This window comes from Pseudoalteromonas sp. McH1-7, assembly GCF_013366255.1.
GTDB classification, from domain to species: Bacteria; Pseudomonadota; Gammaproteobacteria; order Enterobacterales; family Alteromonadaceae; genus Pseudoalteromonas; species Pseudoalteromonas peptidolytica.
Window position 1 is genome coordinate 57,543 of the sequence record NZ_JABWPQ010000002.1, and the last position, 26,262, is coordinate 83,804.

The 26,262-nt window shown below is 40.8% G+C and carries 27 protein-coding genes; 15 read left to right on the forward strand and 12 right to left on the reverse strand.

Going from position 1 to position 26,262, the window contains the following annotated elements; all coding sequences use genetic code 11:
• Positions 1-160: 160 nt before the first annotated feature.
• The 5 genes from HUZ36_RS01505 to HUZ36_RS01525 form a co-directional block, all read right to left on the reverse strand.
• Positions 161-502 (reverse strand): chorismate mutase, encoded by a 342-nt coding sequence (locus tag HUZ36_RS01505; RefSeq protein ID WP_125252980.1) that lies wholly within the window; start codon positions 500-502, stop codon positions 161-163.
• 11 nt (positions 503-513) lie between these two features.
• Complete coding sequence (locus HUZ36_RS01510; protein WP_217704565.1) at positions 514-2,559, reverse strand: GMC oxidoreductase; 2,046 nt, start codon at positions 2,557-2,559, stop codon at positions 514-516.
• Positions 2,560-2,579: 20 nt separating this feature from the next.
• Complete coding sequence (locus HUZ36_RS01515) at positions 2,580-3,800, reverse strand: aminotransferase class I/II-fold pyridoxal phosphate-dependent enzyme (RefSeq protein ID WP_176031833.1); 1,221 nt, start codon at positions 3,798-3,800, stop codon at positions 2,580-2,582.
• Between the two features lie 13 nt (positions 3,801-3,813).
• On the reverse strand, positions 3,814-4,989 hold the full coding sequence (locus HUZ36_RS01520) for a PLP-dependent transferase (RefSeq protein ID WP_161972757.1): 1,176 nt from the start codon (positions 4,987-4,989) through the stop codon (positions 3,814-3,816).
• Between the two features lie 246 nt (positions 4,990-5,235).
• Entirely contained in the window at positions 5,236-5,508 is a 273-nt protein-coding gene (locus tag HUZ36_RS01525) for an HU family DNA-binding protein (protein ID WP_125252977.1), read from the reverse strand.
• A 122-nt stretch (positions 5,509-5,630) separates the two neighbouring features.
• Here HUZ36_RS01525 and HUZ36_RS01530 point away from each other — a divergent pair, with 122 nt between their 5' ends.
• Positions 5,631-6,200 carry an inner membrane-spanning protein YciB gene (locus HUZ36_RS01530; protein ID WP_147389570.1) on the forward strand — a complete coding sequence of 190 codons (570 nt, stop codon included), beginning with the start codon at positions 5,631-5,633 and terminating at the stop codon, positions 6,198-6,200.
• 108 nt (positions 6,201-6,308) lie between these two features.
• The gene (locus tag HUZ36_RS01535; protein ID WP_125252975.1) at positions 6,309-6,950 is read left to right on the forward strand and encodes a CPBP family intramembrane glutamic endopeptidase; all 642 of its coding nucleotides are present in this window, start codon (positions 6,309-6,311) and stop codon (positions 6,948-6,950) included.
• 99 nt (positions 6,951-7,049) lie between these two features.
• On the opposite strand, the gene HUZ36_RS01540 is transcribed toward HUZ36_RS01535, so the two are convergent.
• Positions 7,050-8,474, reverse strand: a complete 1,425-nt coding sequence (locus HUZ36_RS01540) for a sodium-dependent transporter (protein ID WP_128729749.1) — start codon at positions 8,472-8,474, stop codon at positions 7,050-7,052.
• 221 nt (positions 8,475-8,695) lie between these two features.
• Here HUZ36_RS01540 and HUZ36_RS01545 point away from each other — a divergent pair, with 221 nt between their 5' ends.
• The 5 genes from HUZ36_RS01545 to HUZ36_RS01565 all read left to right on the forward strand — a co-directional run bounded on the left by HUZ36_RS01545 (position 8,696) and on the right by HUZ36_RS01565 (position 11,795).
• The gene (locus HUZ36_RS01545; RefSeq protein ID WP_125252973.1) at positions 8,696-8,995 is read left to right on the forward strand and encodes a YciI family protein; all 300 of its coding nucleotides are present in this window, start codon (positions 8,696-8,698) and stop codon (positions 8,993-8,995) included.
• Between the two features lie 107 nt (positions 8,996-9,102).
• On the forward strand, positions 9,103-9,360 hold the full coding sequence (locus HUZ36_RS01550) for a PepSY domain-containing protein (RefSeq protein ID WP_125252972.1): 258 nt from the start codon (positions 9,103-9,105) through the stop codon (positions 9,358-9,360).
• Between the two features lie 2 nt (positions 9,361-9,362).
• Complete coding sequence (locus HUZ36_RS01555) at positions 9,363-10,037, forward strand: response regulator transcription factor (protein WP_010374057.1); 675 nt, start codon at positions 9,363-9,365, stop codon at positions 10,035-10,037.
• Entirely contained in the window at positions 10,031-11,374 is a 1,344-nt protein-coding gene (locus HUZ36_RS01560) for an ATP-binding protein (RefSeq protein WP_125252971.1), read from the forward strand. The genes HUZ36_RS01555 and HUZ36_RS01560 overlap by 7 nt, the downstream gene beginning before the upstream one ends.
• Entirely contained in the window at positions 11,358-11,795 is a 438-nt protein-coding gene (locus HUZ36_RS01565; RefSeq protein WP_128729751.1) for a hypothetical protein, read from the forward strand. Before HUZ36_RS01560 ends, HUZ36_RS01565 begins: the two co-directional genes overlap by 17 nt.
• A gap of 91 nt (positions 11,796-11,886) precedes the next feature.
• On the opposite strand, the gene HUZ36_RS01570 is transcribed toward HUZ36_RS01565, so the two are convergent.
• Positions 11,887-12,915: an AI-2E family transporter gene (locus HUZ36_RS01570; protein WP_128729752.1), complete on the reverse strand. Its 1,029-nt coding sequence runs from the start codon at positions 12,913-12,915 to the stop codon at positions 11,887-11,889.
• Between the two features lie 115 nt (positions 12,916-13,030).
• Between HUZ36_RS01570 and HUZ36_RS01575 the strand changes: the two genes are divergently transcribed.
• Positions 13,031-13,927: a TIGR01777 family oxidoreductase gene (locus HUZ36_RS01575; RefSeq protein WP_176031834.1), complete on the forward strand. Its 897-nt coding sequence runs from the start codon at positions 13,031-13,033 to the stop codon at positions 13,925-13,927.
• Here HUZ36_RS01575 and HUZ36_RS01580 read toward each other — a convergent pair.
• Both HUZ36_RS01580 and HUZ36_RS01585 read right to left on the reverse strand, forming a co-directional pair.
• A complete protein-coding gene (locus HUZ36_RS01580) occupies positions 13,922-15,280 on the reverse strand; it encodes a murein transglycosylase domain-containing protein (protein WP_128729754.1) in 1,359 nt (452 codons plus the stop codon). The genes HUZ36_RS01575 and HUZ36_RS01580 overlap by 6 nt on opposite strands.
• A gap of 41 nt (positions 15,281-15,321) precedes the next feature.
• Positions 15,322-15,900, reverse strand: coding sequence for an LPP20 family lipoprotein (locus tag HUZ36_RS01585; protein WP_125252966.1), 579 nt, complete (start codon positions 15,898-15,900; stop codon positions 15,322-15,324).
• Between the two features lie 186 nt (positions 15,901-16,086).
• Between HUZ36_RS01585 and HUZ36_RS01590 the strand changes: the two genes are divergently transcribed.
• From HUZ36_RS01590 to HUZ36_RS01600, 3 genes are read left to right on the forward strand one after another with little or no spacing between them, the layout of a single operon-like run.
• Positions 16,087-17,739 carry a hypothetical protein gene (locus HUZ36_RS01590; protein WP_254879442.1) on the forward strand — a complete coding sequence of 551 codons (1,653 nt, stop codon included), beginning with the start codon at positions 16,087-16,089 and terminating at the stop codon, positions 17,737-17,739.
• Between the two features lie 4 nt (positions 17,740-17,743).
• Positions 17,744-18,361 (forward strand): penicillin-binding protein activator LpoB, encoded by a 618-nt coding sequence (locus tag HUZ36_RS01595; RefSeq protein ID WP_176031836.1) that lies wholly within the window; start codon positions 17,744-17,746, stop codon positions 18,359-18,361.
• Positions 18,351-19,349, forward strand: a complete 999-nt coding sequence (locus HUZ36_RS01600; protein WP_128732163.1) for an LPP20 family lipoprotein — start codon at positions 18,351-18,353, stop codon at positions 19,347-19,349. Before HUZ36_RS01595 ends, HUZ36_RS01600 begins: the two co-directional genes overlap by 11 nt.
• A gap of 62 nt (positions 19,350-19,411) precedes the next feature.
• On the opposite strand, the gene HUZ36_RS01605 is transcribed toward HUZ36_RS01600, so the two are convergent.
• From HUZ36_RS01605 to yejK, 3 genes are all read right to left on the reverse strand, one after another.
• Positions 19,412-19,816, reverse strand: coding sequence for a phosphate ABC transporter substrate-binding protein (locus HUZ36_RS01605; protein WP_128732162.1), 405 nt, complete (start codon positions 19,814-19,816; stop codon positions 19,412-19,414).
• A 10-nt stretch (positions 19,817-19,826) separates the two neighbouring features.
• The gene (locus tag HUZ36_RS01610) at positions 19,827-20,903 is read right to left on the reverse strand and encodes a porin (RefSeq protein ID WP_125252961.1); all 1,077 of its coding nucleotides are present in this window, start codon (positions 20,901-20,903) and stop codon (positions 19,827-19,829) included.
• Between the two features lie 157 nt (positions 20,904-21,060).
• Positions 21,061-22,074 (reverse strand): nucleoid-associated protein YejK, encoded by a 1,014-nt coding sequence (yejK, locus tag HUZ36_RS01615; RefSeq protein ID WP_128732161.1) that lies wholly within the window; start codon positions 22,072-22,074, stop codon positions 21,061-21,063.
• 65 nt (positions 22,075-22,139) lie between these two features.
• Here yejK and HUZ36_RS01620 point away from each other — a divergent pair, with 65 nt between their 5' ends.
• From HUZ36_RS01620 to aceK, 4 genes are all read left to right on the forward strand, one after another.
• Positions 22,140-22,352: a DUF1414 domain-containing protein gene (locus tag HUZ36_RS01620; RefSeq protein ID WP_125252959.1), complete on the forward strand. Its 213-nt coding sequence runs from the start codon at positions 22,140-22,142 to the stop codon at positions 22,350-22,352.
• Positions 22,353-22,356: 4 nt separating this feature from the next.
• Positions 22,357-23,868, forward strand: coding sequence for a DUF3413 domain-containing protein (locus HUZ36_RS01625; protein ID WP_176031837.1), 1,512 nt, complete (start codon positions 22,357-22,359; stop codon positions 23,866-23,868).
• A 61-nt stretch (positions 23,869-23,929) separates the two neighbouring features.
• Positions 23,930-24,403, forward strand: coding sequence for a DUF4124 domain-containing protein (locus HUZ36_RS01630; RefSeq protein WP_128732159.1), 474 nt, complete (start codon positions 23,930-23,932; stop codon positions 24,401-24,403).
• A gap of 117 nt (positions 24,404-24,520) precedes the next feature.
• Complete coding sequence (gene aceK, locus HUZ36_RS01635; RefSeq protein ID WP_128732158.1) at positions 24,521-26,245, forward strand: bifunctional isocitrate dehydrogenase kinase/phosphatase; 1,725 nt, start codon at positions 24,521-24,523, stop codon at positions 26,243-26,245.
• The last annotated feature ends 17 nt before the right edge of the window (positions 26,246-26,262 follow it).

The following is a 26,262-nucleotide window of genomic DNA, read 5'->3' on the forward strand; positions in this document are numbered from 1 at the left end:
GCTGTTAGCGTCAGATTTACTCCTTCAAATTGCGCAAGTATTAAGTCAAATTGGTATAAACGCTCAATTGAGGCTAATTGCATCAAAATAAAAAAGGGAGCCTGCTATTTGCATCACTCCCTTTACTTACATGAGATCCGTTAACACTCTATCGACACGCTCACAGTCCTCTGATCCTCTTTGCTTGAGCGGCTTTTGAATGCTTCATCAACACATTCATCAAATCTCGCGTTAAAAACTCAGACAAACCGTTTTTCTTGGCATGTGCTAAAGCCCGCTCCAGAACCAAATGTTCGCGTTGAAGATCCTCTACGGGCAGGTGAAAAATGGCCTTCAAATCACCGACCTCAGAAATCTTTATAAACCTATCAGCAATCAAATTAATTAATTGCTCATCTATTTGATTAATACCACTGCGAAGCTCTGCAAGCGCATTGGAATAATCACCGTCGTAGCTGTGCTTAATTGGAAGTTTAGTATCACTTTCGTAAGATAAAGCCATGTCTTTCTCCTTTATTTGCTGCAACCTCGGCTAGTCGTTAGCTCTGAAGATATTTCTGCCATACAATATTCAGCAACCGCCGCTATAGTCCAAGCAGGTGTACAAGCGCCTGTACTGCCGGGGATCAGTGAACCATCAATGACATATAGTCCTTTAACCACATCACCATTCGCGTTTTTAACTCTTCCGTAACTATCACATGCTTTACCAAGTACACAGCCACCTAGCGGGTGTGGTGTCATACCATAAGCCACATCAAAATGTTCATTCTCGGCAGCTGAATTACCTGTTAATGTACGTTTAGTGTTAGTGCTACAGTGCAGCGGTCCTTGATACCCTTTGAACTGTGCTAGTTTTGTTGGATCAACGCCAGCTGTATTTGCTTCTTTCCAAGCGTTTAGGGTATTAATAGCCGTATTGATTGAATCTCCCATTCCACCTTCAAACTTGCCATTTGCTTCAATGGTTTGCGGATAAGAGAGTTGGTAGCTACCATCAGCTTGTTTTACAAATTGACCCGGAGCCGTATTTTGGCATACCCCCATCATTAATGTATTTTGAATCGAAACACTCTCTTCATACCAAACGGGGTAAACCACCATTTTGGTAAATGGAGAGGCGTTATTCTCTTGCAGATATGTTTTGGGGTCGTCACCATATTGAAAGTCACACTCAGCAGAGCCTGGGCCACCATTTGCAGGTCGTACTGGCTCATTGCAAAGCTGTGTTGCAAATAAGTCGCCATTTTGTCCCCATAATTTACCAACATAGGGGCTCAATGATGGAAGACCCGGTTTAGTAATATCTGTACAGCTTGGTGAATTTGCTGATTCTAGTAACAACCTTGCACTGTGCATAGAGCCTGCTGATAAAATCACATTTTTAGCTTCGTATATTATCTGCTGCGGTGCATCAACTTTATTTTCATCAATTTTGTTAACAATAATGCGATAAGAAACCTCGTCAGTGACTGGATCAACCTGTTGGTTGATACTTGTCACTTCGCTTAAGCATTCAATATCTAACATATTTGTGGCTTTGGCTTGAGCTAAGTAGTTTCTATCTAAGCTATTTTTTATACCGTACAAGATTTTTTCTTTGCCCTGCTCTACTTCTGAATAGCTATTCATGCCGTACCACATTTCACCAATGGTCGCCGATGGTAGTACTTTGCAAGAAATTTCGTTTGCTACTACAGACCAGTCCAGCGCTAGCGTACTAAACTTAGGGTCTATCGATGAAATACCGTAGTCGCATAGCACAGTCTCTTTTGACTGCAAATTATTTGCTTGACTCAGGAACACACGTGTAGAGAGGTAATCAGGAGCAGCTGCGATAGAGATCTGGTCTTGATTACGATGCTCCGCCAAATCAACCATAGTGGTTTGAACTATCTGATTTGGAATGTCACAGCTGTCAATATTTAAAAACGGCAATGTGGTATTCGTGCCATGACACTCACTCACCATTGTTGTTGGTGACATTATTTTCTCTACAGTATCGTAGTAGTTTGCTATCTGGTCGTAGTCTAGTAAGTTGTTCTCTGGGCAATCCGGATCTCTGAACGCTAGGTTGAACGCTTCACAAGATGGCTTCTGAAAAATAGTGTTATACACTTGAGATGTTCCACCAAGTCCAGCACCCACCCATACTGTCATGTTTTGTGCCTCAATCGTTTCCACCAACCCCGGGTATTTTGCAACTGGGCGCTTGGCAAACACACCATCATTAAAATTGAGTGGCTTGTCATTTAAACTTGGATCGCCAACAGGTGTACCAAATGGCTCTTCTGTTGCCATCCAAGCCGAGCGCTCATCAGGCTGACGATAATTACAAAATGGTGGAGTTGGGGTTTTCGCCGTCTTAGGTTGGTCATCGCGAGTTAAATTTCCCCACCAGTCTTTACCGCGTTCAAGTAATAAAACCGGTTTATTATCAGGCGTGCCTTTGGGATATTTCTGACAAAGCCTCAGTGCAGCAACACTACCTCCAAAGCCTGAACCTATAATGATAGTGTCGAACGTTGTCGGTTTACCGATTGAGTTTAAATTGCTCATTGTATTTTCCTTTTCAATAGTTAAGCGACATGGTCGCCAGCAGCATTTGAACGACTACAAGACAGAATGCTTTCTTTTATTGCATTACCAACAAATTCAATATCTTCCTGTGAGCACACAAGGGCAATACGGATGTAATTTTGGTAATCATTTACTGCATCAGCACTGATAGCAAGATAATGCCCCGGTAAGGCTTTGATACCAAAATGCTGGTATAAGTGCCCACAGATCTGCTCTGAAGGACAGCCTGTATCAAGCCAAAGATAAAACCCGCCTTGCGGTACTTGATAACTGGGTAGTGCTTCAAGGTACTGTGTTAACGCCGTGAATTTTTTGGAATAAGTTTGGCGATTTTTGCATACGTGCTCCTCATCAGACCATGCAGCCTGTGAAGCGCTTAGTTGAATAGAGGACAAAGAAACACCATGATAATTTCTATATGCCTGAAGTTTCTTTATTAACGTTTGATCTCCTGCCATAAAACCCGATCTTAACCCCGGTAATCCGGAGCGCTTTGACAAGCTGTGGACAGCGAGGCAATTGTCAAAGTGGATATTTCCCATCGCAACACAAGCTTCAAGTATTCCTGTCGGGGCATAAGGTTCAATATAAATCTCGCTGTAGCACTCATCAGCAACAAGGGTAAATTGGTGTTCCTTTGCAAGCTCAATCAACCTTATCCACTGTTTAAGTGAAAGCACCTCACCCGTTGGATTGTTTGGAGAGCAGACAAACATCAAGTCTATTTGCGACCAGTCAGTGAAAGTGTCCGATGCGTCTGCTGTCAGTTGATGAAGTTGCTTGTGCGTAATGCTTTTTACTCTTGCCCCTATATTTTCAGCGCTGGCTAAGTAAATCGGATAGCCTGGGTCTGGCATCGCAATTGTTACCTGCTCTCCTTGTTGCAGCTGCCGGTTAAAAAGCGCGATTGGTAGCATGAAGATCCCTTCCCTACTGCCAGCCAAAATAGCAATTTGCTCAGGCGAAATACTAAAATCACGACTACTGCCATATCTAGATTGCAGCCAACAGGAAATAGTAGTTTGCAACTCATATTGCAGCGATGCTCTGGGATACAACGCTAAATCACTATATCCCGCAGGGATTGTAGACAATACTTTTTCGTCAAGCGCTACATTAGGCTCACCAATACTTAAGTCTAGTTCCGGCTTATTTGGGGAGCTGCCGCTAAGAAGAGCGCTAAGTCTAGATTGTGGGTATAAACGTTCAGCAAAATGCATGCCTTTGCCTCCCTTACATCACAATCTCACGGTGGCTTTCTACTAAAGCATTCACCTTTTGTTTAGCTTCTGGAATGACTGGCTGGTCGCTTTGGACTATGTCACACATAAGCTGCGCCACTTCTGTACTGTCTTGCTCTGTAAAGCCAAGTCGAGTGATTTCTGCAGTACCGACCCGCATAAATCCATCACAAAAGATCCCATGAGCCTTCAGTTTATCTCTATACTGCAATCCCTGATCTTTATCCAAAAGAGGAAGTACCTGATGACAATACGTTGAGTGCGAGAAGTCTGAGTTGCGCTCTCCCCTAAGTACAATGCCATTACTAGAGAATACACGGGCAAAGCATCTGGCATTTTCCACGACTTGTTTAGCATATTGTTGCCACGGTACTTCATCTAGAGTAAGTCCCAAAGCAGCAATACGAGCCAAGTGTGGATTACAAACCATTGTCGGCCCATTTAAAGGCGTGAAGTTTGATACTAATTCAATCTTAAAATGTAACGACTCAGAGTTAGTGACTATGATCCCCCCCTGAGGACCTGGAAAAGTTTTATGTGTTGAGCCAAATAAGATGTCTGCACCTTCGTCTAGCGGATTTTGATATTGCCCACCAGCAATAAGTCCTAAACTATGTGAGCCATCGTAAGCAACAACACCACCATAACTATGAACAATTTCACTTATTTCTCGCACAGGCATTGGCACCATGAAGATCGATGCCCCAAGCACAACTAGCTTAGGTTGCTCTTTGAGTAATAGCTCAATACATGCCGCTCTATCCAACTGCCACTGCGCATCATCAAATACAAGCGGCAAAGAGTGACGATGAAAAACTTCATATTGGAAAGGATATCCGCCACCTGGAAAAAAAGGGGGAACCCGAGCCACCTTATCACCAGGCTCCGTCAATGCAAAAATAACCGCCATTAAACTATTACTACCTGAAGTTGGGGAAATATTTGCGAATTTGGCAGAAAAAACCGACTTAGTTTTCTCAATAGTAAGACGGGTTATCTCCTGCGAGATATCCGTACCTGCGTAGAAAGGAGCGGCATACCTTGATGCCAGATCATTTGATAACAGCTCAGATACTGGATCAGAGAGCCTATTTTCACTCACAATTAAATTAATAGCTTGGCGACGACACTGCTGGTGTGCATTAGCCAGTTCGATAATAGTATTCATCCTCATTCCCATTTAAAATTTAGAATACATAAATACTAGCTAACAAAGTGTTTAAAAGTTAATTACATGGTATTACACTACATTACGTTGCTCGCTACGCTCATGAAGAAAGCACAACAAAGCCATACTGGGTGATAGGAAGGGAAAAAGAAACTGATTAATTGACAATATGATAGTACGAAAGGGAGCTTAAACTATTGCATTTTTAACAAAAGTATTCACTCCGACACCGTAATGAAAAATATGCTACTGGATTTGGCTTTTTAATATTTTTGCCGGCTTGAAAAGGATTTTATTCTGACCTTCGATGGTAATTGTTTCCCCTGTTTGTGGGTTTCGCCCTTGCTTAGCTGGATGATAGCTCAATGAGAAGGTACCAAGGCCATTTATTTGCATCTGATCCCCTTCTGACAAACGCTTTTTAGTCACTTGCAAAATGACGCTCAACGCTGCTTGTGAATCTTTCTTTGTTAATCCACTTAACTTCGCCATTTTTGTAACTAAGTCGCTTTTATTCATGCAAATACCTCTGAACTATTCAATAAGCGGTGCAGGCTATGAGTTTCGTCGATGAAAGTCAATATTGATGTTCTAGTCGTAACTTGGTAAAACCTAAGCAATCAATTTAGTTAGGATCGCGAATGTCATTTTTAATTGAATATCTACCGCTTATTCTCTTTTTCACTGTCTATAAATTTGTTGACATTTTTTGGGCAACTGGGGTGTTAATCGTAGCCTCTCTTATTCAGGTTACGCATCAATATTTTACCAAAGGTGAAGTTGCTAAACGTCACTGGATTTTCCTAGCGATAGCCATCATTTTGGGCGGGATGACGATTTTATTCCACGACGAACAATTTATAAAGTGGAAGGCCACCATTGTGTACGCTATTTTGGGGAGCGCGTTGATAGTTTCTAAGTACCTGTTTAACAAAAACTTAGTAAAAACGGCGCTTGAAGGCGTATTGAGTTCTGTTGCAGAAAAAGAACAAAACCAAAACAAAATTACCCTACCAGAAAAGGACTGCGATCAACTAAACCTATTTTGGTCGGTGTTATTTTTCTTTATTGCTGCACTAAATATTTACGTGGCTTATAATTTTTCGCTCGACTTTTGGGTAAACTTTAAAGTTTTCGGACTTATTGGGTTAACCTTTGTCGCTTTGCTTTTCACGATGTTTAAAATCCAAAAGTATTTACCAGAAGACTAGTCTCCCGCAACACTCGGTTTCTTTCTAGCTGCTATAGTTATCATCAAACAGATAGCTATAGCTGCACTGCACTGCACTGTGCTGCAGCATACTTTTGGGGAAACCGCTGTGAATGCTAGCCAATATCGTTGGTGTGAACTTATATTTATCTTTTTTATCCTACCGATTATTGCATATCAATTCCGTGCCCACTTAAGCAATTGGCTGTTTCCTGCACTCATAATTTTAATGGCAGTTTGCACCCATTTGCTACTCACAGATCCCCACTTTAAACGCTTTAGACTTACTAGTTTAGGCCAATTCTCTACCGTAAAAAGGCGGCTCTTCACAACTTTCTTCGCTGGTGCAATGTTTTCAGCTATGCTGTATGGCCTAGTCAGTCAGGGCAACTGGTTTGTTTTACCATTGAACTCACCCGCAGACTGGCTGATGTTATTGATTGCCTACCCTATTCTTTCGGTATTGCCTCAAGAGCTTATTTTTCGGAGCTATTTTTTTCATCGCTATAAAAGAATTTTACCCAATAAGAACAACAGAGTGATACTAAGTGCGCTCGTATTTGCTTTAGCGCACTGTGTATACGACAACGTAATCGCAATTTTTTTATCATTCGTTGGAGGATTGCTTTTTGCTTATACATACGCGCACAGCCGTTCACTAGCCGTATGCGTATTAGAGCATAGTTTATGGGGGCTTTGGATGTTTACTATTGGGATTGGTCAATACTTGGATTCTGGAGTGAAGTTTTAGTAGGCGCTTAAATGACAGACGGAGCTTCGGATGGGAAGATTTTATTCTCACGTTGTGCATTAGAAGCACTAGTTAACACACTAGTGCTTCTAGCGTAAATTAAAAACCGAAGATACTCACTGCGAAGTACTTAGTTGCTACGGTATTGATAAAAATTGCCAGTAATATCACGGGAATAAATGTCTTCAAAGAGAAGTTAATATATTTCTCCGTAAAACTGCCAACATACCCTTCTGAGCCTTGTGCCAATTCCTCACTCAACCCAGATTGCTTCCATCGGTAAGTAACAAATAAACACACCATCAAGCCATTTAGTGGCAAAATCGTATCGTAAAATACGTCATATACTAAATCGAAGAAGCTCTTTTGGGCATCGCCGTAGCTTATAAATTGCGTTAGCCAATCTACCATACCAAAAGACATTGTAGATAAAACAGTCAGTAAACCTGTAGTCAATGCCAATACAATTAACGCTTTTTTGCGAGAAATATTCTTTTCTTCCATCAACGTTGCTGTTGGTACTTCTACAATAGAGACTAAGGAAGTGATAGCGGCAAAAAATACCAATAGGAAAAATATACCAGCAACAATCGATGCGCCAACATACCCAATATCCGACTGCAGGGCTAACAGCAGCTTAGGTAGATAATCAAAAATCATTGATACCGAAGAGTCTGATAATTTACTTGGATCTGTGTTCGGGTTAAAACTAAAAATTGCAGGCAACACCATTAATCCAGCGATGAAGGCTACCAATGAATCTGTTACCGCAACCATCTTAGAGCTGCCGACTATGTCATCTTTCTTAGAAATGTAAGAGGCATAAGTGATCAGAATGCCCATCCCTAGAGACAATGAGAAAAATGCTTGTGACAGCGCGCCATTTAATACGCTGGCATTCATTTTTTCAAAGTTAGGAACGATATAATAACGAACACCGGCCATTGCATTGTCGAGCGTTAGTACATAAGCCACTAACCCAAGTAACATAACAAATAATGCTGGCATAAGCAGTTTTGCCGCTTTTTCTATCCCTTCCTTTACCCCGCCAACCAGAATAAGATTAACTATCACGCCCACAACCAACATATAGATAAACACATTGGTGTCGTTGATAAATGTGCCAAAATAATCAGGTGATGCCAACACATCAAGATTACCCATCGCCGTCTGTGCTAAAAAGCCGAAAATCCAAACCGTGATTACCATATAGAATACGGCGATCATAAACGGCGTGAGCACGGCAAGAAAACCTGCTACTGACCATTTTTTGTCATGGTTTGACAAAAGTTTGTAAGCACCAAAAGGATCTTTTTGTGCTTTTCTACCCATTGCCATTTCTGCCATCATCACAGGCAAGCAAATAAACACCACAAACAGTGCATAGATTAGTAAAAACGCACCGCCACCATTTTTAGCCGCGGAGACTGGAAAGCCGACTAAGTTACCAATACCAACAGCAGAACCTGCTGCAGCAAGGATAAAGCCCAGTCGCGAGCTAAAATGCTCTCGGTTTGCACTCATTGCAATCAACCTTATTATTATTTTCTATAAATATCCGAAGGACTCTACCAGTCTAGTTGAGTGCTTTTCAAGTTTAAATGACCAATGAATGAAAAACTTTCTGTACATTTACTTTTGCACAACCCACGTTTTATCATAAGATTGATAATCGTCGCTCAAAAGCCGACAAAATACGCGAAAATAACAATAATAACCTAGAAACTTATCGGGAACTAATACTTATGCTCTACATGATTTATTCAACTGATGCTGAAGGCTCATTACAAAACCGCCTTGCAGCACGTCCAGCTCACCTTGCACGCCTTGAGATATTACAACAACAAGGACGATTATTCGCCGCAGGTCCTTTACCAGCTATAGATTCGGAAGACCCTGGTGAAGCTGGTTTTACCGGCTCTTTAGTCATCGCACAATTTGATAACTTAGAAGATGCGAAGCTTTGGGCAAGCGAAGATCCTTATATTGAAGCGGGTGTTTACACTCAAAGTATTGTCAAGCCCTACAAACGTGTTCTGCCATAATTGCTCATGTTCATTAAATTCAGCAAAGGTTAATTACAAAAGCACTAAATTTGTTTGAGATTTATGAAGTTTATAAACTTAGTATCTATGAAACTGTGGAGCTTAATATGCGATTGCAACTCACTCTATTAGCGTTAATTTTGGCGTTCTGTTCGAGTGTAGCAGACGCAAATGACCACAATGACAAGAATAAAAAAACAATTACGAAAAAAGAGGCTGTGTCTTTAGCGCTGGATAAATATGCGGGGCGAACACTTAAGATTTCGCAAGAAAGCCAGTTCTTTGTCGTGAGAATCCTCCAACCCGATGGTCGAATTGTTGATATAAAAGTAAACAAGAAGACAGGTGAAGTAAATAAGGACTAAGAATGCGTATTTTAGTAATTGAAGACGATATTCAGCTAGCAGAAAACCTGCGAAATGCATTAGAAAAAGAAAAATACAGCGTTGATTTATGTCACGACGGCGAATCTGGCTTGTTTCACCTCGAAGAATACCCACTAGACATGGCCGTCATTGATCTCGGCCTACCTAAACTTGATGGTATTGAAATCATTCGAAGAGCCAGAGCTAACGGAGTTAAAATACCAATTTTAATTTTAACAGCCCGAGATCGCTGGCAAGACAAAGTTGAAGGCTTAGATGCAGGTGCTGATGATTACCTGACTAAACCGTTTCATGTAGAGGAATTGATTGCGCGTTGTAATGCACTTATCAGGCGTAGCGCAGGTCAAGCAAATCCAGAAATTTGTATTGGTCCTATCAAAATTCATACACGCTCTCAGCAAGTTTGGGTAAATGACAATGAACTATCGCTGACCGCCTATGAATATAAAGTGTTGGAATACCTAATGGTTAATCCGCAAAAGGTTATCTCAAAGTCTGAACTCACCGAGCATATTTATGATCAAGACTTTGATTTGGACTCTAATGTTATCGAAGTATTCGTATTGCGACTGCGCAAAAAACTTGACCCAGATGGCACCCTTAATCCTGTAGAAACCTTAAGAGGACGTGGATATAGGTTTAAAAACCAGTGGTAAACAGTTCACAGATTTCACTTAAAATAAGGCAAGGTTTTATCCTTGTCTTTGTGCTAATTATAGCCCTACCAGCATTGTTTTTCTCTGTTGGCAGAGCCTATTACGCGTCTTTGGTAGACGCCACAGAAAAAACGCTGGAAGCGCACTTATACTCGCTGATATCTGAAGTTGAGTTTGTTTCAGATGGACTTGAAATGCCGCGTAGTATACTTGCACCAGAATTAAGTCGCCTCAACTCAGATACTTACGCTCTAGTTTATCAGGGACAATCTCTGGTTTGGTATTCTGAGTCGGCGGTTAACTTGTCAATATCACCTAACTTTTCAGATAACCAAGCTGGTGCCCCTGAATTTAAGCGAGTGGAATATGGTGGTGTTTTATTTTGGCAATTAAGTTTAACTGTCATTTTAGGTAACGCTGACCACTCTCAACAGGCAAGATTTGTTTTACTAAAAAAGAATGATGCACTCATGGCGCTCATGTCAGGGTTTAGAAACACCCTAGTAAACTGGATGTTGGTTATGGGCATTGTGATTGCGGGGTTGATGGCATTTGGATTCGTTTGGAATGCCCGCCCCTTACAAAGGCTAGACAAAGAAATCAAAGAAATTGAGGCCGGTGAAAGAGACAAAATAACCGGCTCTTATCCAGTTGAGTTACTCACCATCAAATCAGATCTGAATTTATTACTTGAGTCCCAAAAGCGACAAAAGGAACGGTATAGAGCCTCGTTAAGTGATCTAGCCCACGCATTAAAAACGCCATTGGCAGTCATAAAGTCAAGCCCATTAGCTACGGATGCAGATGCTCAAGAGCAGCTCGACAGAATAAATGTGATGATCGAACATCAATTAAAGCGTGCAGCAACTGGTGCATCAGACACATGGAAAAAGCAGACATCTGTAAAACCTGTACTAGACTCAATACTTAATGCGATGTCAAAAGTATACCATGACAAACATATTTCATTTTCATCACAATGCGACGAAAACGCAGCTTTTCTTGGTGATAAAACTGACCTTATGGAGATCTTGGGGAATATTATTGATAATGCGTGTAAAGCATGTGACAACTTGGTCGATATAAATATTAGTGCGCCAAAAAAGCGCCTACTGTTAATCGAAATTGAAGACGATGGCCCAGGGATCCCCGAGCATCGTCGCTCAGAATTACTGACACGAGGTACAAGATTAGATACCTATGAGGCGGGTCATGGCGTAGGCATGGCTATCGTTTCAGATTTAGTTAAATCTTATCAAGGACTGATGCAAATAGGCACGTCGAAGCATGGCGGCGCAAAGTTCATAATAGAGTTTAACAATGACAAAAATAACTAGCGGTATATTGATAGCTGGCTTTACACTATCAGTAATTGCAAATGAAGACATCACCTTGAAAGATTGCTCCAAACACGAGTCTAGTCACCCTGAGAAGGCAAAAAAGTTTCTAATGTGTTTGGATAGCAATATCAATTTACTAGAGCGCCATCGCCAAACGTGGATCACCAAGCTGTTGCTAGATACAAAAAAGTATCAAGCCGATACGGGAAACACGCAAATTTTGCCTATCATGGAACGCGCTTTACGCAATCATGAGGAATACATGGAAGACAGTTGTCGCTGGCGTTATCTGCTTGATATGCCCAATGCAACGCGTTCGGCAACGGCATACAAGCAATGTAAAATAACACTACTAAAAGCGCATATTTCAGAGCTTCAAAGTAGCAAAATACTAAAAGATAATGTCAACGCTAATTAATATTAGTAATGAGGTCATACTAGTTGATAATTTGGATAGCTTTTATCTCATTCTCTAAATAAAAGCTATCCAGATCCAATAGATGTTGGTATCACTCTTCTGGTTGTTCTGCGCTTAACAGGATTGCCAGCCATTTTCCTTCCTCGCTGGTTTCTAAGGCAATTTTTACAACCATAGTTAAAGGTACTGAAAGTAACATACCAACCGTACCAAGCAGCCACCCCCAAAAGATCAAAGATAAAAATACCACCAGCGTCGATAGGCCAAGACCTCTACCCATAAACCTAGGCTCAATCATATTTCCCATCAGCGTGTTGATACAGATATAGCCGATAGCGACTATACCGCTTACCAGCGGCCCTTGTGTGACTAACGCTAGCAGAACTGGTGGCAGTGCAGCAATAATTGACCCAATATTAGGGATATAATTCAACAAAAATGCAACTACTCCCCACAGTACAAAATAATCAACATCAAGTGCCCAAAGAAACGTCGCGGCAATTACGCCTGTAGCCAACGATACCGCAGTCTTAATTGCCAAATAACTGTTGATTGAGTCTAAGAAGCGGTCAATTTGTTGCATTTTCATTTCGGGATCATCTAACGCAAGATGTACTTTGTGTCCGATTGATGGCGCTTCAAAAAGCATGAAAACCACGATGAGCAGAATTAAGAAGCTATTTGCCATGACACCACCAAAACCAGTAAGCATATTGGTCGCAACATCAATTAACTGGTTTGGATCTAACATACTAATTAGCTGTTGCTTATCTAGCAAAATATTGTAGTTGGCAGCGGTAGTGACTAGCCAAACGAACTTATCTTGGAGTGTTTCTTTATAAGCTGGGAGCTGCTCAGAAAAGTCATTAACTGATTGCCCTACCAAGCCACCAATACTGGCACCAATCAACATAACTAAAGCTATAATCACAAGAATGGCAATACCTTTGGGCAATTTAAAACGCGCCAAAAATTTCAACATTGGATTGCAGATGATTGCGATAAAAGCAGCCAATATAAAGGGCACAACGATTTCAGAAGCTAGTTTAACACCTGCTAATACAATGAAAAGAGATGCTAAAACTATCAGTGTTTTATTGATTCCTGTAAGTGAAGACACCACTCACTCCTTTTGCTTTTTTCCTATTCTAAAACAAACCACCTATAATGAAAATGAGTGATCTAACTCCTTGCTAAAACGTAGGTTTGTAAGATAACAAAAAAGAGACCATATAATGAAAATATTAATAACTGGTGCTACAGGGTTAATTGGTAGCAAGCTATGTCAATTTTTAATCCATAAGCATAGTCTCATTGCGCTAACCCGCTCGCCAGTGAAAGCCGCTTCAGTGTTACCGCCTGGTACTCACTTTATCACCAGCCTAGATGAAGTAGATTTTAATGATATTGATGCTGTCATCAACTTAGCAGGAGAACCAATTGCTGACGGTCGTTGGACTAGACAAAGGAAGCAAGAGATTCGTGATAGCAGAATCAACATCACACGCGCAATCAGCTCAGCAATAAGTGCAGCAACCACCCCTCCGGCATTGCTTATTTCAGGCAGTGCTGTCGGAGTTTATGGGCGCCAACCTAGTGATGTAACAATAAAAGAAGACTTTACAGCACATTACGACGAATTCTCTCATCAGCTATGCCGCGACTGGGAAGATGCGGCGCTCACAGCGAAGTCTGAGCAAACTCGAGTATGTATTTTAAGAACTGGTATTGTACTGTCAAAAACAGGTGGTGCACTAGTCAAAATGCTACCGCCATTTAGACTAGGGCTAGGCGGTCCAATTGGCAAGGGAGAACAGGTAATGTCGTGGATCCACATCGACGATATGGTACAAGCTATTTTATTTATTCTCAAACACGATGAAATTGAGGGCATTGTGAATGCCACAGCACCCAATCCAGTATCAAATAAGCTGTTATCACAGGAACTTGCAAAAGCCTTGTCCCGTCCATGTATTTTTACAGTTCCCCCTATCGTACTTAAACTGGTTTACGGCGAGATGTCTGACTTATTGCTTTTTGGACAGCGTGTTGTACCACAAAAACTATTAGACACGGGTTACCGTTTTCGCCACGACAGTATCGACGAAGCGTTACGCTCTCTCAACTTATAAATTCCCCGCTGTCACCATCGCTATTTCGGGTAAATATAACTTTTCTCTGGCTAACACTTTGTCTAGATAGTGCTTTGTTTCATCATAAGGTAAGCCCGTGTCCAAAGCACTAAGTACATTTTCGGGTGACAGTGAGTTGATGATTTTGGACGCTTTAGTAATAGAGCGCGAGCCATCAGCATTAAATACTCTAGCCACATTACCTGCGCCGGTGTTGTACGCTGCAATCATACAGTACTTTCGACTTAAAGGATCTTGTATTTTGCTAAGATAGCGTTTGTCCAAAATATTCAAATAAGCAGCACCTGCTTCAATATTGTTGTCGGTAACATACAAATATGGTGCAGACATCGGCTCATCACGATTGTAAAGCATACGGTTAACATCCACTCCCGCACTGGTAGGCACTATCTGCATCAACCCAAATGCTGGAATATGTGATTTTGCCATGGGGTTAAAGTGACTTTCAGTGTGCATTACAGCCAAAATGATACTCGGTGCAATATCAAAGCGCTGTGCTTGTGAATTCACTTGAGTCAAGTAACGCTGAGCCCTGCTTCTAGCATCAACTTTCTTTGGCAATTGGAGCACAACCTCAGAAACAACAGTCGTCTGTTTTTGTTCAGTTGTGCCTGTTTTAGTTGCCGCTTTTACTAGCTTTTTTAGGCGTTTTTGCTTGAGTTGCTCTAATTTTTCCTGTTGTTCTCGACGTTGCTTCTCGGCGACTTTATCATTTTCACCATCTAAAATAGCTTGATCTGTTTGTCGCTCAATATAACGTTGTTGTTGCTCAAATTGGCTATCTATTTGATTCTTAGCTGCAATTAAAGCTTGCGCTCTGGAAGCATTATCAATTTGGCGCTGTTGTGTTTTGGTTTTTGTAAAATCAGGTGCATTTTGGGTATTAAACACTTCAATGACAGCACGATCGTTTGCAATAAACTCTTTATATAGCGTGCGTAACTGTTCCTCAGTGACCTTCTTATCCGCAGCGTGCTTTACACTAACGACCAATTTATTGGCAGCAAAATCCACCACCATTCTTGATGATAAGTCGTCACTGTAAGAAACAAAGGTTGCTTGGTCTGAAACGGTAATATCACCCCATTGCTGGATCACCTGATCACGGAATGAGTCGAACTCCTCAAAATGTTCGGTAACATAGTCAGAAAATGCCGTTAACTGTTGGCGCTTATATTGTTCAAACTCACTCAGCTCTTGATCTGAGGGGGTAGACGTTTGCCAACGCGCCATTTTCTCTGAGAGCTCTTCAAATAACTGAGCTTGACTTGCTACTGCACTTGGGATCGCACTCAAAGCGACAACTAAAAACGAACACACTGATTTACGCACAACAACCCTCCTTAAAAAAATTAAAGCGTGATAATCACGCTTTAATTTGTCAATCTAGCAATTTCCTTCTCAAGGTCTTTCTCAGCTTTGTAAGCTTTAAACTCTTGATATAAAAACTTTTCATCTTGCGGGTCTACACTACGTTTACTTTCTTTAATTAAATCTTTAAAAAGCGCTTTAGTCAGTTCAGGTGATAGTGTAGTAAGCGCACAAAAGTAATCTTTACCGGAAATATCAATAACATCTGCCTTTACAATTCGAGAGCCATTTAAGGTTTGCTTTGTTAATTGCTTCGAAACCGAGCTAAAAGTTGCTCCGACGGTAACGTCTTCATTTGCGTCTGTGCGGTTTGAAAAAGTTTTGTCTAATCCCTCTACTCGGGTTTCAATTTGCTGCGCCAGCGCCAGACGCGCGTTAGCAACCGCCATTTTTTGATCAATTGAAATATTTCCAGAGTATTTCACACAGTCAGCTGCGGCAATACCATCTTCAATGGTCGGATTAAGAACCCATTCTGGAATATTGACTCGTGGACTGGAAGCTGCGTCATCTTTACTTGAACTACAAGCCGATAAGATCCCTATCACGGCCACTGATAAAAGTAGTTGTTTTGCTTTCATATTGGGTTCCTTAATTGCCCTGATTACAGAGTAAAACGTATCAAAAAAATAACTGCTTAACAGTAATAAATTGTAAAAACGATTTTTAACAATTTAGCACTTTCAATTCAGTTTTTTACTATTTAATTTATTGTTATATGATTGAACTCAGACAACACTGCCATTATAAGTAGAAGTATGCAAGGAATGCGATTCCAAAACACGTTTTTTCAATTATTCTTCAAGTTACTCTTCTTAGTCAGCTTTTTAATACTTGCTGGCTGTAACCTCACGCCAAGTGCGAATAAGTTGGCAATTGAATATGCTGAACAAGGTGATTTTATCACAGCCCAAAAGCACATAGATAACGCCTATAAAGGCTCTTCACGAGACGAGTTACTTTATTATCTAGAGTCAGGTATGTTATCGCATCTACAACAAGATTATATGCAAAGTAATCAGTTTTTAGAAAATGCTAAAAGTATCATTGAAGCTGCATACACTGTCAGCATCAGTGATGAGTTATTTTCCGCATTTACTGGAGCCAGCTACAAAAAATATACCGGTAAAGTATATCACCGTCCTATGATCCACACGATCATGGCTCTAAATTATGCCGCTTTGGCAAGCAAATCCGCAGCAAACAGCACGGCGTTATATGACTCAGCATTAACAGAGATGCGACAACTAGATCTATATTTGGAGCAGTTAAAAAGGAACACTGGAGGTTATGGTGGCAACCAGACGAGCCTTGGTAATGTGGAAAAAATACTGAAAGCTATTTTTGGTCAGCCTTTTTTAAAGGAAGATCTAGAGTATAAAGATGATGCGTTTGCCCAGTATTTAAGTGGGATATTATACGAACAACAAGGGGAATTAGACAGCGCAAGGATACAATACGAACGAGCTGCAAAAGCATACAAAAACGGCTTTAGTAAACAATATCAATTAGGAGGACATGCACAAAAGCAAGCTCAAAAAGACTTAACTAGAGTCGTCGCAGAGCAACCGACTGATTATTTTACCTTAGTACAAAGCCTGGGAGTTTCCCCACAAAGAAAAGAGTTTAATCTGTATTTGAGCGTTGATGAAAGTGCACAAGCGATTGTTATCACTCCTATTTATCTAGGCACTCGTGAAGAGCGCCAAGCTCAATTTGCTTGGTTTAATTTGATGTTCTCTGACACTAGCCTCTTTGACCTCATTCAGAATTATGCCACCGGAGACTTTGGAGACGTCATTCTCGGGTCGGTGACAAAAAGATTACCTTTGGGCGAATCACTCTGGCAAAAAGCAGTAAATGAGGGAATTATTGATGCGTTAAAATATGGCAGTAGAATTTCCGTCACGTATTTACAACCCCACAAAAATAATATTGAACAAGTTACCCTTTTTGCCAACGGACAAAAAATTACAGAATTACACCCCTTTTATTCGGTAAACTTACTCACATTGTATGACGCCTTGAGTAATGCCAATATGGAAATCTATACAGCAATCTCCCGAGAGATATTAAAAGCAGTCACAGCAAACAAAGCGATTAATCAATTTGCATCACCGCAGCCAACACTACTTGCGGGATTGGCGCAATTAACAGCATCAGTAACCAATGCAGTGACGGCTTCGGCTGATATTAGACAATGGCAGTCTCTACCAGCTGAAATCAGAGTGGCTCGTGTTAAGCTACCCCAACATACTCGCGAGTTGACATTGCAAACAACACTGCGCAGTGGCAGAGTTATCAACCAAAATATTCAAATTAATTCAAAAACTCAAACAATTAGTCATGTGCGCACATTTACCGGTATTACGGCTGCTGCCACACCAAACTATTTATCCTCATTAACTAACATGGACTGAAGATATGAAGCCAAAATTTGCTGTAAAACTCGTTGTACCAATGCTCATCGTCTCATCTGCGGCGTTGACAGGTTGCTCTTCGACACCAAAAGTCAGCCGAATTGATACAAATGAAGAAATTGCACTTTCTGATAAGTGGAATGGCAAAGACTCACAATTAGTCGCTGAAGCGATGGTTAGTGATATGCTTGGCTTTCCATGGGTGCGCGAGCACCGTGCCAAAGAGGGAAGCAGACCTGCAATCATTATTCAATCCGTTCGTAACAAGTCACATCAGCATATCGCTGTCGACACTTTCTTAAATGACTTGAAACGCGCAATTTTACGAAGTGGACAAGCAGACTTTGTTGCTAACCGTGACATACGAGGTGAGATCCGAGAAGAGCGCCGAGACCAAGAGCTAAATTCCAGCCTAGAAACTCGTAACGAAATGGGACAAGAGCAAGGTGCTGACTATGCGTTATCTGGCACTATTAACTCATTTGTTGATGAGCAAGGTGGTAGCCGCGTTACCTTCTATCAAGTCGATCTTCGACTAATTGACATGACGACAAACCGTGAGGTGTGGAATGGACAGAAGAAAATTCAAAAACTTCAAGAGAGAAGCGGGTATGGCTTCTAAACGTTTCGTTTTACCTTTGTGTATCGCCTTAAGCTTGTCTGCTTGTCAGTCAACTAAAGAAGCGATTGCAAAAGAACAAACACAACCGATATGGACAACACAGCAGCCAACTTCTGAGTATTTGACCTATGGCGTTGGCTCAGCAAGCCATATTGCAAACCGCACAGAGGCACAGCTTGCAGCTCAAGAATCTGCGAGGCTTGCGATTGCAAAGCAGCTCAATGTCGAGATTGAAGGTATAACACAAGTAACACAAAGCCAATCTAATGGGGATTTTTCTTACCAAGTTGATGAAGTACTGTACTCTCAAGTACCGAGTATCAAGTTACAAGGCGTAAAAATCGAAGAGGAGTTTTATTCCCGGCAAAATAATACTGCTTATGCCCTAGCCTCGTTCAACAAAGTTGAGTCAAGGATGCATACGGAGTTAGATATTCATCAACTTGATGAAGACATTGTCAAGGCAAACATTTCTGGGCTCACTAACTCAGAAAAATTAAAAGACGCAATGGCAATTAAGCGCTTGATTGCCAAACGCCGAAAAGCTAACGATTATCACCGTCAACTCGGAGGCGGTTCTATTGCTACACCACAGTCCGTAAAAGACAAAGATAAAATATTGAACGATTTTCTTCAGTCTCTCACATTCAGTATTTCATCCAAATTATGGGGGCTTGAAAACATCCGTAACCAGCTTGCTGAAAGTTTGACTAAACAAGGGCTAACAGTGGTCGGTGACAGTCAAGTAGCAGACTTTCAAATTGACTTTAGTGTCGATTTTCAAGATGTTAAGAGAAATAACACTTACTATGTTTTTGCTAATTCGAGCTTGATATTATTGGAAAACAGCAAAGAAAAAGCACATGTTTCTACACAGATCAAAGCTGCTTCCAGTTTTGAGAATATGGCAAAAGCAAATGCTGAAGAAAAATCAGCGAAGATGCTCAGCAAGAAGCTCACAATGCTAATTATTGACAGTAAAATCTAGCTGATACCTATAAACAATAGGGCTCCAAACAGGAGCCCTATTATGAAATCTAAGACTGTATATTAGAACGATTTTACAACCTTAACACTGCCATCGGCCGCTCCCGAAGACACAAAACCAATTAAATTAGGGTTGCTCGCAACTAATTTAATCACTTCAGCATCATCAGCGGCTTCTTTTGGAGGTGTCCCCTTACCAGTAAATACAAGCTTCGACCAATAGGCTTTTAACTGACTAGAAGATTTATTCAGTACTTTTTCATTAAATTCATCCGTTACACTTGAGCCATCAACTTGGGTAATTGGCAGTGCTTTAGAGCCATCTGAAAAAGACTTCGCTTTGCCGATAAAGATTTGTTTAATTTCACTCTCATCAAGGGCGGAGTTATTCGCTGGGTTAACAATCACGTCAACAGCCAAGGTGCTATATGAACTACAAAGTAGCGCAAGTAAAAATAGTTTTTTCATGACGCTCTCCTTAAAATACCATATCGATACCGATGGTGATGGCTTTACTATCACCAGCGACTGCAAGCCCAACGGAGTTGTCTTCAACTTCGTCATATTGAATTTTAAATGCTGCAGCAGAATGGAAATCCCAGCGGATCCCAACAGAAGTAGTCTCGTGACTTTCTGCATCATCCCCTTCTCCTTCAAAATCAGCGTAAGATACAAAAGGAGTAACACTATCGAAGCGATAACCTAGTGTTAGCATCTTAGTATCGAGATCACCGTCTAAATCGAGTCTATTTAATTCTGACAGGATGAAAAAATTGCCCCAATCTGCGTTAACCGCTAACCCGTAGAACTTACCATCACGCTCATCACTGCCATTCCACAGTACCGGCTCTCCAGCGCGATAGCGTTTATTGGTATAGCGCATATGCGTAAGACGAACCTCAAGCCAGTCATTACTGGTTTGGATCACTCCCCCCAAAATATCTTTCCAGATTTCTCTGGTGGGCTCTTGAAAGAAAAACTCACTAAGCAGTTTGTTGTCATCGTCATCTTCTTTACCAGCGTAGATGTTGCCACTCAATGACCAATCACCAATACTGCCATTATAAAGCATATTCACACCGTTATAGTTGAATATTTGCCATGTGTAGTTGTCGGCAGGTGCACGCATCCACACATACGCATAGCCAACATCATAGAAGTCTGAGTAGTAAAAAAGTGGTAAGCGCTTCTTACCAGCTTGGAAAGTCCAATTGTCATTTATCTCGTATGACAAATATGCCCATTCAAACTTAGCATCAAAGTCGTCAGCTCCTCGAGCAACAATTTGTCCTGTCACACTCAAGCCTTCCGTGAGATCTGTACTAAATTGCAGCCCCATCAGTGTCTCAGGTTCAAACGAAACATCCTCATCATACACACTGACGATAGGGTAATCTGCGAGAAAGATTGGATCGTTTATTCCGAATTGTGGAACACCGCTGCCACTGAGCACTTTGCCCGCATTGATACTTGCAAATCCAGAAAAGTTTACCTCCGCATGACCTGCAAAGCAGGCAAGGCAAAGGGTACAGCCTAAAGCTAATTTTGTCTTCATTGTGAGTCATCCCAATTGCTTGTTCTACAAGTACTACAATGCAAGTATAGTTAAAATTAAAAAAATGCTAGCAAAAGCAGCAAATTGATAGTTCTTTTTGCAAAAAAAGGGATAAAACAGGAACAAAAAAGGCAGCTTTCGCTGCCCTTTCTAAAACTTAAGACTCATCGTTGTAATAGCGCTCAATTTGATCTTTTAAGTTTGGTGGTACACCTTTAATCGTTAGTGTATCGCTCGCAGCATCATAGATAACGCGCTCGCCCAAATGTTTACGCTCAAAACCTACACTCACTCCACCACCAAGCCCTGAAAACTTGACCATGCTCGTTACTGTCTTTTTATCTACAGGGAAACTCTCTTCCAACTCATAGCCTTGTTCTTTATAAAAGTCTTCAAACTTGACGTCTGCCGACTTAGACAAAGTTTGTGACAAGGTGTTGACATCAGCATCCTCACCCGTCGTGACACAGTCGTTGCAATAATCAAAGACTTCTTTGCGAATATCATCCTTTTCGGACTTTTCGTATTGTTGCGCTGATAAGTAATCTTCTACAGCGTGCAGCATAGTTTGGGATTGTTGCTTAGGATCGATCCCCTCTTCACAGCCAAGAAAATCAAGGAAAAAATCTGCGACCTTACGACCTGCCCTACCCTTTATAAACGAAATATAACGATTTTCTTCCGCTGCGGTATCCCAAGCATCTAAATCAACTCTTGCAGCCAACTGCATACGCGAAATATCTAAATGCTTTGCTGCTGATAAATCTAGATCAGAGGTGATTGTGTAGTGCTCTTTGATATTTATTAGTGCAATCATAATAAAATTGCTGGCAACATACTGATAATGACAAAACACTAAATATCCTGTTTCGTGAAAAGCATATTTATTAAGCTCTTCTTTGAGAACATTGGTGGCCTCTTGAGTTAAGTGCCAAAAATTAAGCTCGTTATTTCTGTAGCTTTGCATAGCAGACGCAACGACACTATTTTTTTCGCCACTAAAAGCACAAAAACCTTTGCCCGGTTTGCCGTTGTAAGCATGATGTAATTGTTCAATGAAAACATTTACTTTATCATTGATTTGCATTTCATCTTCACGGAGATGTATCTCGGTATCTTCGTCCTGTTTGTCTACATAGTGAACAACTAGTTTTTTTACCTCAACGCTCATCTTTGTTTTTCACGCCTCTAATGTTAAAATGTAAAAATTATTGCTTTTATAAATTGAACCAACTGATGCCTATCCAATCAAAGTATTCCAATAAACAAGTAGAAGAAATTGTTGACCAATTAATTAATGTATTAAGCTCGCAAAACGCACCAGTTGATCTTAGCTTGATGTGTTTAGGTAATTCTATCACGCACATTATAAAAGAGCATGTTCCAGAGAATAAGAGACAATCTGTTGCTGAAAATTTTGCTAAAGCGCTTACTCAATCAGTAAAGTAACGGAATGAACCTTACACCGCACAGCCCTTTTTCATCGAAAGCAAGTCAATTATTAAGCTGGGGACATTGGTTTACCTTTGCAAATATTGGCTTGGTTTTGCTGATAAGCTCAGTTTATTTATTCGCTGACAAAGCACCAAGTACGTTTGTCGGCTGGTTTTATATGCTGATCACGTGGATAAGCCACACCAGCTTTATCACCTTTTGTGCGTTTGTATTAACCATTTTCCCGCTGAGCCTAGTTTTTCCTTATCCACGACATATAAGGGGGATGGCCGCATTTATTGCCACGTTAGGCATTGTCGTGTTAACCATTGACGCATTTGTATACTTGCAGCTGGGGTATCATATCAACCCCTCGTCATTACCAGACATATTTGTGCTCTTATGGGAAACACTCGTTGGCTCTTCAACATTCAGCCTCATTATTGCATTTTTAATTTTGGCCTTGATACTTACCTTTGAGTTACTGGCAGGTAATTATGCCTGGCGACATTTGGCTGAGTTAAAATCATATACCTTCCCACGCTACGCAACCGGTACAATTGTAACTTGCTTTGCGCTGAGCCATAGCCTTCACATTTGGGCTGATGCCAACGCGTTTTTTGATATAACGAAGCAAGATAACGTGCTGCCGCTATCTTACCCGACAACAGCAAAAAGCTTACTTGCAAGGCATGACCTGTTGGATATAGAAAGGTATGAAGAAGCTCACGCTTTAAATGTTGGCAGCGCGCATTCCAAATATAGCGCACCAATCATCGCTGCTGAGTGTCAACCCAACACTCAACAAACAATGACTATCTATGCGTATAATGACGCTCAGTCATATCAGCAAATAGCATCAAATACGCTGCAAAGCGATAATCATAGCATCTTTGAATTAGACTCAGTGCTTAGAGCCGGAAACTCTAGCGACGCCTTATTTAGTCTTATTTATGGACTTCCAAGCTACTACAAAGAGTCCATTTTAGTACAACAACAAGTTCCTATTTGGTCGTTAAATAACAACTTATTGAGTGTAAAGTCTAGTGGTGAATTTACGTTCATCCCAACAAAAGCTGAAGCTAAGCTCGCCATAGTTGAAGCTAACAGCAAGACACCTATTGATTTAAGTAAACCGTTTATCGCACTCGACTTGAGCACGCATCGCTCAACCATCCTAACTAGTTCGGCGTTTACGAACATTAACTTGTACGCGAAAGTAAGTGGGCTTATGCAACCTCATGATATTACCTACACCGCTATAAGCTCAGTATTTGGCTGTGCTCCTTTGGCACAACAAGGAATGCTTGGCTCTAATGTTAAAACGCGCAGTCATGCAGAGGGCGTTAACTTTACTCAAGGTGTGCTCGTAGCCTTCAAAAAAGATAAAATTACATTAGTGGATCAAGATGGTAACTTTAAACAAATGTCAGCAAAAGAAGGCTTTGTATTAAATGGCAACTTAGATATCCCTTTTTTAATTCAAAGTATCAAGACATTAAAAAAATTCACGACACCAGAAGCGCAATGATCTTGAAGTAATGCTGTCGTCATCTATGGTTAAATTATCTTTTAAACCGCAGGGATGCCGTATGAAATCGCTTATCAAGGTTATATTACTATTTCTGCCCTTATTCGGACGCGCAGAAACCGTAAAATACTTTAAATGTACAACTAGCAAAGGCGCTGTTTTCAGCCAGTTTCCCTGCTCAGTTGACGCTACACAACATACCATAACAACAACTGATCCCAAAGCCACTGTGCCCTCTGAGCAACATTATAAAGCGCTTAATAATATTGAACGCGCACAAATCATAAAAAGAACAAAACATGCTCTTCGAGCAAAAAACCACGAAAGAGCAATTTTAAATAGAAAACGAGACACAGCTGTTAGAGAGGAGCAAGAAAAACTAACAAAATTGATGAGTGAAGATAGACGTAAGGAGCGAGTCCGGCAAGTCACCAAGAAAATCAAAGCCATTAATAAGTCACATGCCAAGGCATTAAAAAACCTAGAGAAAGAAATTTCAAAATTAGAAAAGCGATTAAAGAGCTACGAAGACTAACTAATGTTGTAACTTCGTTAAATTAACTTTGGCCAAAACTGGTATTACCAGATGACTTTTTATACATTCCCTTGTAAAGTGAAGCTATCTCACAATGCGTATTTATGAGGGATGTATATGCAAGCACAGCAATTGGCTGAGCAGATTTTGTCCGGCTTTCAAAATCACTATCAAGCTTTCGTAAAAATCACTAAATTGGCGCCTTTTGCGTTTGCTAAGCAAAACTGGGGGGAAATAGAGAGAATTAGTAAAGCAAGGATCAGTCAATACGACAGTAAAGTCGATGAAACCGCACACAAACTCATGCAGCTTTATCGCTCAACTCAGCTCAACGAAACACTGTGGTACCAAGTAAAACAAGCCTATCTCGAACGCTTAACTTTTCATCCTCAGCCTGAACTTGCTGAAACCTTCTATAACTCTGTTTTTTGTAGATTATTCCATCGTCGCTATTACAACAGTGATTTTATTTTTGTCGAAACCCAGCTCGCAAATGCAACCTCCCTTCCCGTTGAAGCCGAGTATCGTAGTTATTTTCCTGTTGTGAATGGATTGAAACCAACGATAAAGAAAATGATTGAGCAAATAGACTTTCACTGTGAATTTGAAGATTTGGATCGTGACATTCGATTACTCGTAAAAGCATTTTTGAAACAAGCGCCTAATACCCATCATCAAGCACACCTGATGCGCTTTGACATCCTAAATGCGCCTTTTTATCGTAATAAAGGAGCTTATATCGTAGGAAGAGTAGTCTCTAAATCTGGAGTACAGCCGTTTATCATCTCCATTTTACATACTGAAAATGGCAAACTATTGATAGATGCTTTACTAACAAACAGTTCACAGATGCGAGTTATTTTTGGCTTCGCACGCGCTTATTTTCTAGTAGAAACACATGCCCCCTCTGCACTGGTTAAATTCTTAAATCAGCTAATGCCAAATAAAACAAAGGCTGAACTTTACAACGCAATTGGCTTTCACAAGCAAGGTAAAACCGAATTTTACCGAGAGTTTTTACAACACCTAGACAATTCTGAAGAGTTATTTGAAGTAGCAGCGGGTACACCTGGTATGGTGATGATGGTTTTCACACTCCCCAGCTTCCCTTACGTATTTAAGGTGATCAGAGATAAGTTTCCTGAAAGTAAGCCCTTTACCAAAGATACTGTACTGCAGCGTTACCAGTTGGTAAAACGTCATGATAGAGTGGGTCGGATGGCTGATACCATCGAGTATTCTGACGTTGTTATACCAGTTGCACGATTTTCACCACAGCTCTACCAATTGCTGTTAACATCAATCTCTAATAGCATCAGGGTCGAAGGTGAGAACTTGGTAATCACGCACCTATATATCGAGCGTCGCATTACACCACTCAACCTGTTTGTGCAGCAAGCTGATGATTCAACCTGTGAGCAAGTCATTAAAGATTACGGTAATGCACTCAAAGAAATGCTGGCCGTTAATATCTTTCCTGGCGATATGCTGTTAAAAAACTTCGGCGTCAGTAAACATCACAGGGTAATTTTTTATGATTATGATGAAGTACAGTACTTAACCGAGATGAATTTTCGAGCATTACCCAAACAGGGCATTGAAACCATGTACGACTCTGGGGATATTTCTAGCGCCCCTCAGGATGTCTTTCCAGAACAACTGTGTACATTTGTTCTGACAAATCCTAAACTAAGAGAAATGTTTCTGAACCATCACCCTGATTTGGCTGAGGTCGTATTTTGGCAACAAGCGCAACGTGATATACGTGAAAAAGCCGTAAAGCATATTTACCCTTACCCACAAAAAAATCGCTTCCTACAAATGGCCAAAAAAGAAAAATAACATAAAGGAATCCCTGA

Coding starts and splice junctions, on each gene's coding strand:
- HUZ36_RS01505 (WP_125252980.1), bottom strand. CDS start 502: ATGGCTTTATCTTACGAAAGTGATACTAAACTTCCAATTAAGCACAGC.
- HUZ36_RS01510 (WP_217704565.1), bottom strand. CDS start 2,559: ATGAGCAATTTAAACTCAATCGGTAAACCGACAACGTTCGACACTATC.
- HUZ36_RS01515 (WP_176031833.1), bottom strand. CDS start 3,800: ATGCATTTTGCTGAACGTTTATACCCACAATCTAGACTTAGCGCTCTT.
- HUZ36_RS01520 (WP_161972757.1), bottom strand. CDS start 4,989: ATGAATACTATTATCGAACTGGCTAATGCACACCAGCAGTGTCGTCGC.
- HUZ36_RS01525 (WP_125252977.1), bottom strand. CDS start 5,508: ATGAATAAAAGCGACTTAGTTACAAAAATGGCGAAGTTAAGTGGATTA.
- HUZ36_RS01530 (WP_147389570.1), top strand. CDS start 5,631: ATGTCATTTTTAATTGAATATCTACCGCTTATTCTCTTTTTCACTGTC.
- HUZ36_RS01540 (WP_128729749.1), bottom strand. CDS start 8,474: ATGAGTGCAAACCGAGAGCATTTTAGCTCGCGACTGGGCTTTATCCTT.
- HUZ36_RS01545 (WP_125252973.1), top strand. CDS start 8,696: ATGCTCTACATGATTTATTCAACTGATGCTGAAGGCTCATTACAAAAC.
- HUZ36_RS01550 (WP_125252972.1), top strand. CDS start 9,103: ATGCGATTGCAACTCACTCTATTAGCGTTAATTTTGGCGTTCTGTTCG.
- HUZ36_RS01555 (WP_010374057.1), top strand. CDS start 9,363: ATGCGTATTTTAGTAATTGAAGACGATATTCAGCTAGCAGAAAACCTG.
- HUZ36_RS01565 (WP_128729751.1), top strand. CDS start 11,358: ATGACAAAAATAACTAGCGGTATATTGATAGCTGGCTTTACACTATCA.
- HUZ36_RS01575 (WP_176031834.1), top strand. CDS start 13,031: ATGAAAATATTAATAACTGGTGCTACAGGGTTAATTGGTAGCAAGCTA.
- HUZ36_RS01585 (WP_125252966.1), bottom strand. CDS start 15,900: ATGAAAGCAAAACAACTACTTTTATCAGTGGCCGTGATAGGGATCTTA.
- HUZ36_RS01590 (WP_254879442.1), top strand. CDS start 16,087: ATGCGATTCCAAAACACGTTTTTTCAATTATTCTTCAAGTTACTCTTC.
- HUZ36_RS01595 (WP_176031836.1), top strand. CDS start 17,744: ATGAAGCCAAAATTTGCTGTAAAACTCGTTGTACCAATGCTCATCGTC.
- HUZ36_RS01600 (WP_128732163.1), top strand. CDS start 18,351: ATGGCTTCTAAACGTTTCGTTTTACCTTTGTGTATCGCCTTAAGCTTG.
- HUZ36_RS01605 (WP_128732162.1), bottom strand. CDS start 19,816: ATGAAAAAACTATTTTTACTTGCGCTACTTTGTAGTTCATATAGCACC.
- HUZ36_RS01610 (WP_125252961.1), bottom strand. CDS start 20,903: ATGAAGACAAAATTAGCTTTAGGCTGTACCCTTTGCCTTGCCTGCTTT.
- yejK (WP_128732161.1), bottom strand. CDS start 22,074: ATGAGCGTTGAGGTAAAAAAACTAGTTGTTCACTATGTAGACAAACAG.
- HUZ36_RS01620 (WP_125252959.1), top strand. CDS start 22,140: ATGCCTATCCAATCAAAGTATTCCAATAAACAAGTAGAAGAAATTGTT.
- HUZ36_RS01625 (WP_176031837.1), top strand. CDS start 22,357: ATGAACCTTACACCGCACAGCCCTTTTTCATCGAAAGCAAGTCAATTA.
- HUZ36_RS01630 (WP_128732159.1), top strand. CDS start 23,930: ATGAAATCGCTTATCAAGGTTATATTACTATTTCTGCCCTTATTCGGA.
- aceK (WP_128732158.1), top strand. CDS start 24,521: ATGCAAGCACAGCAATTGGCTGAGCAGATTTTGTCCGGCTTTCAAAAT.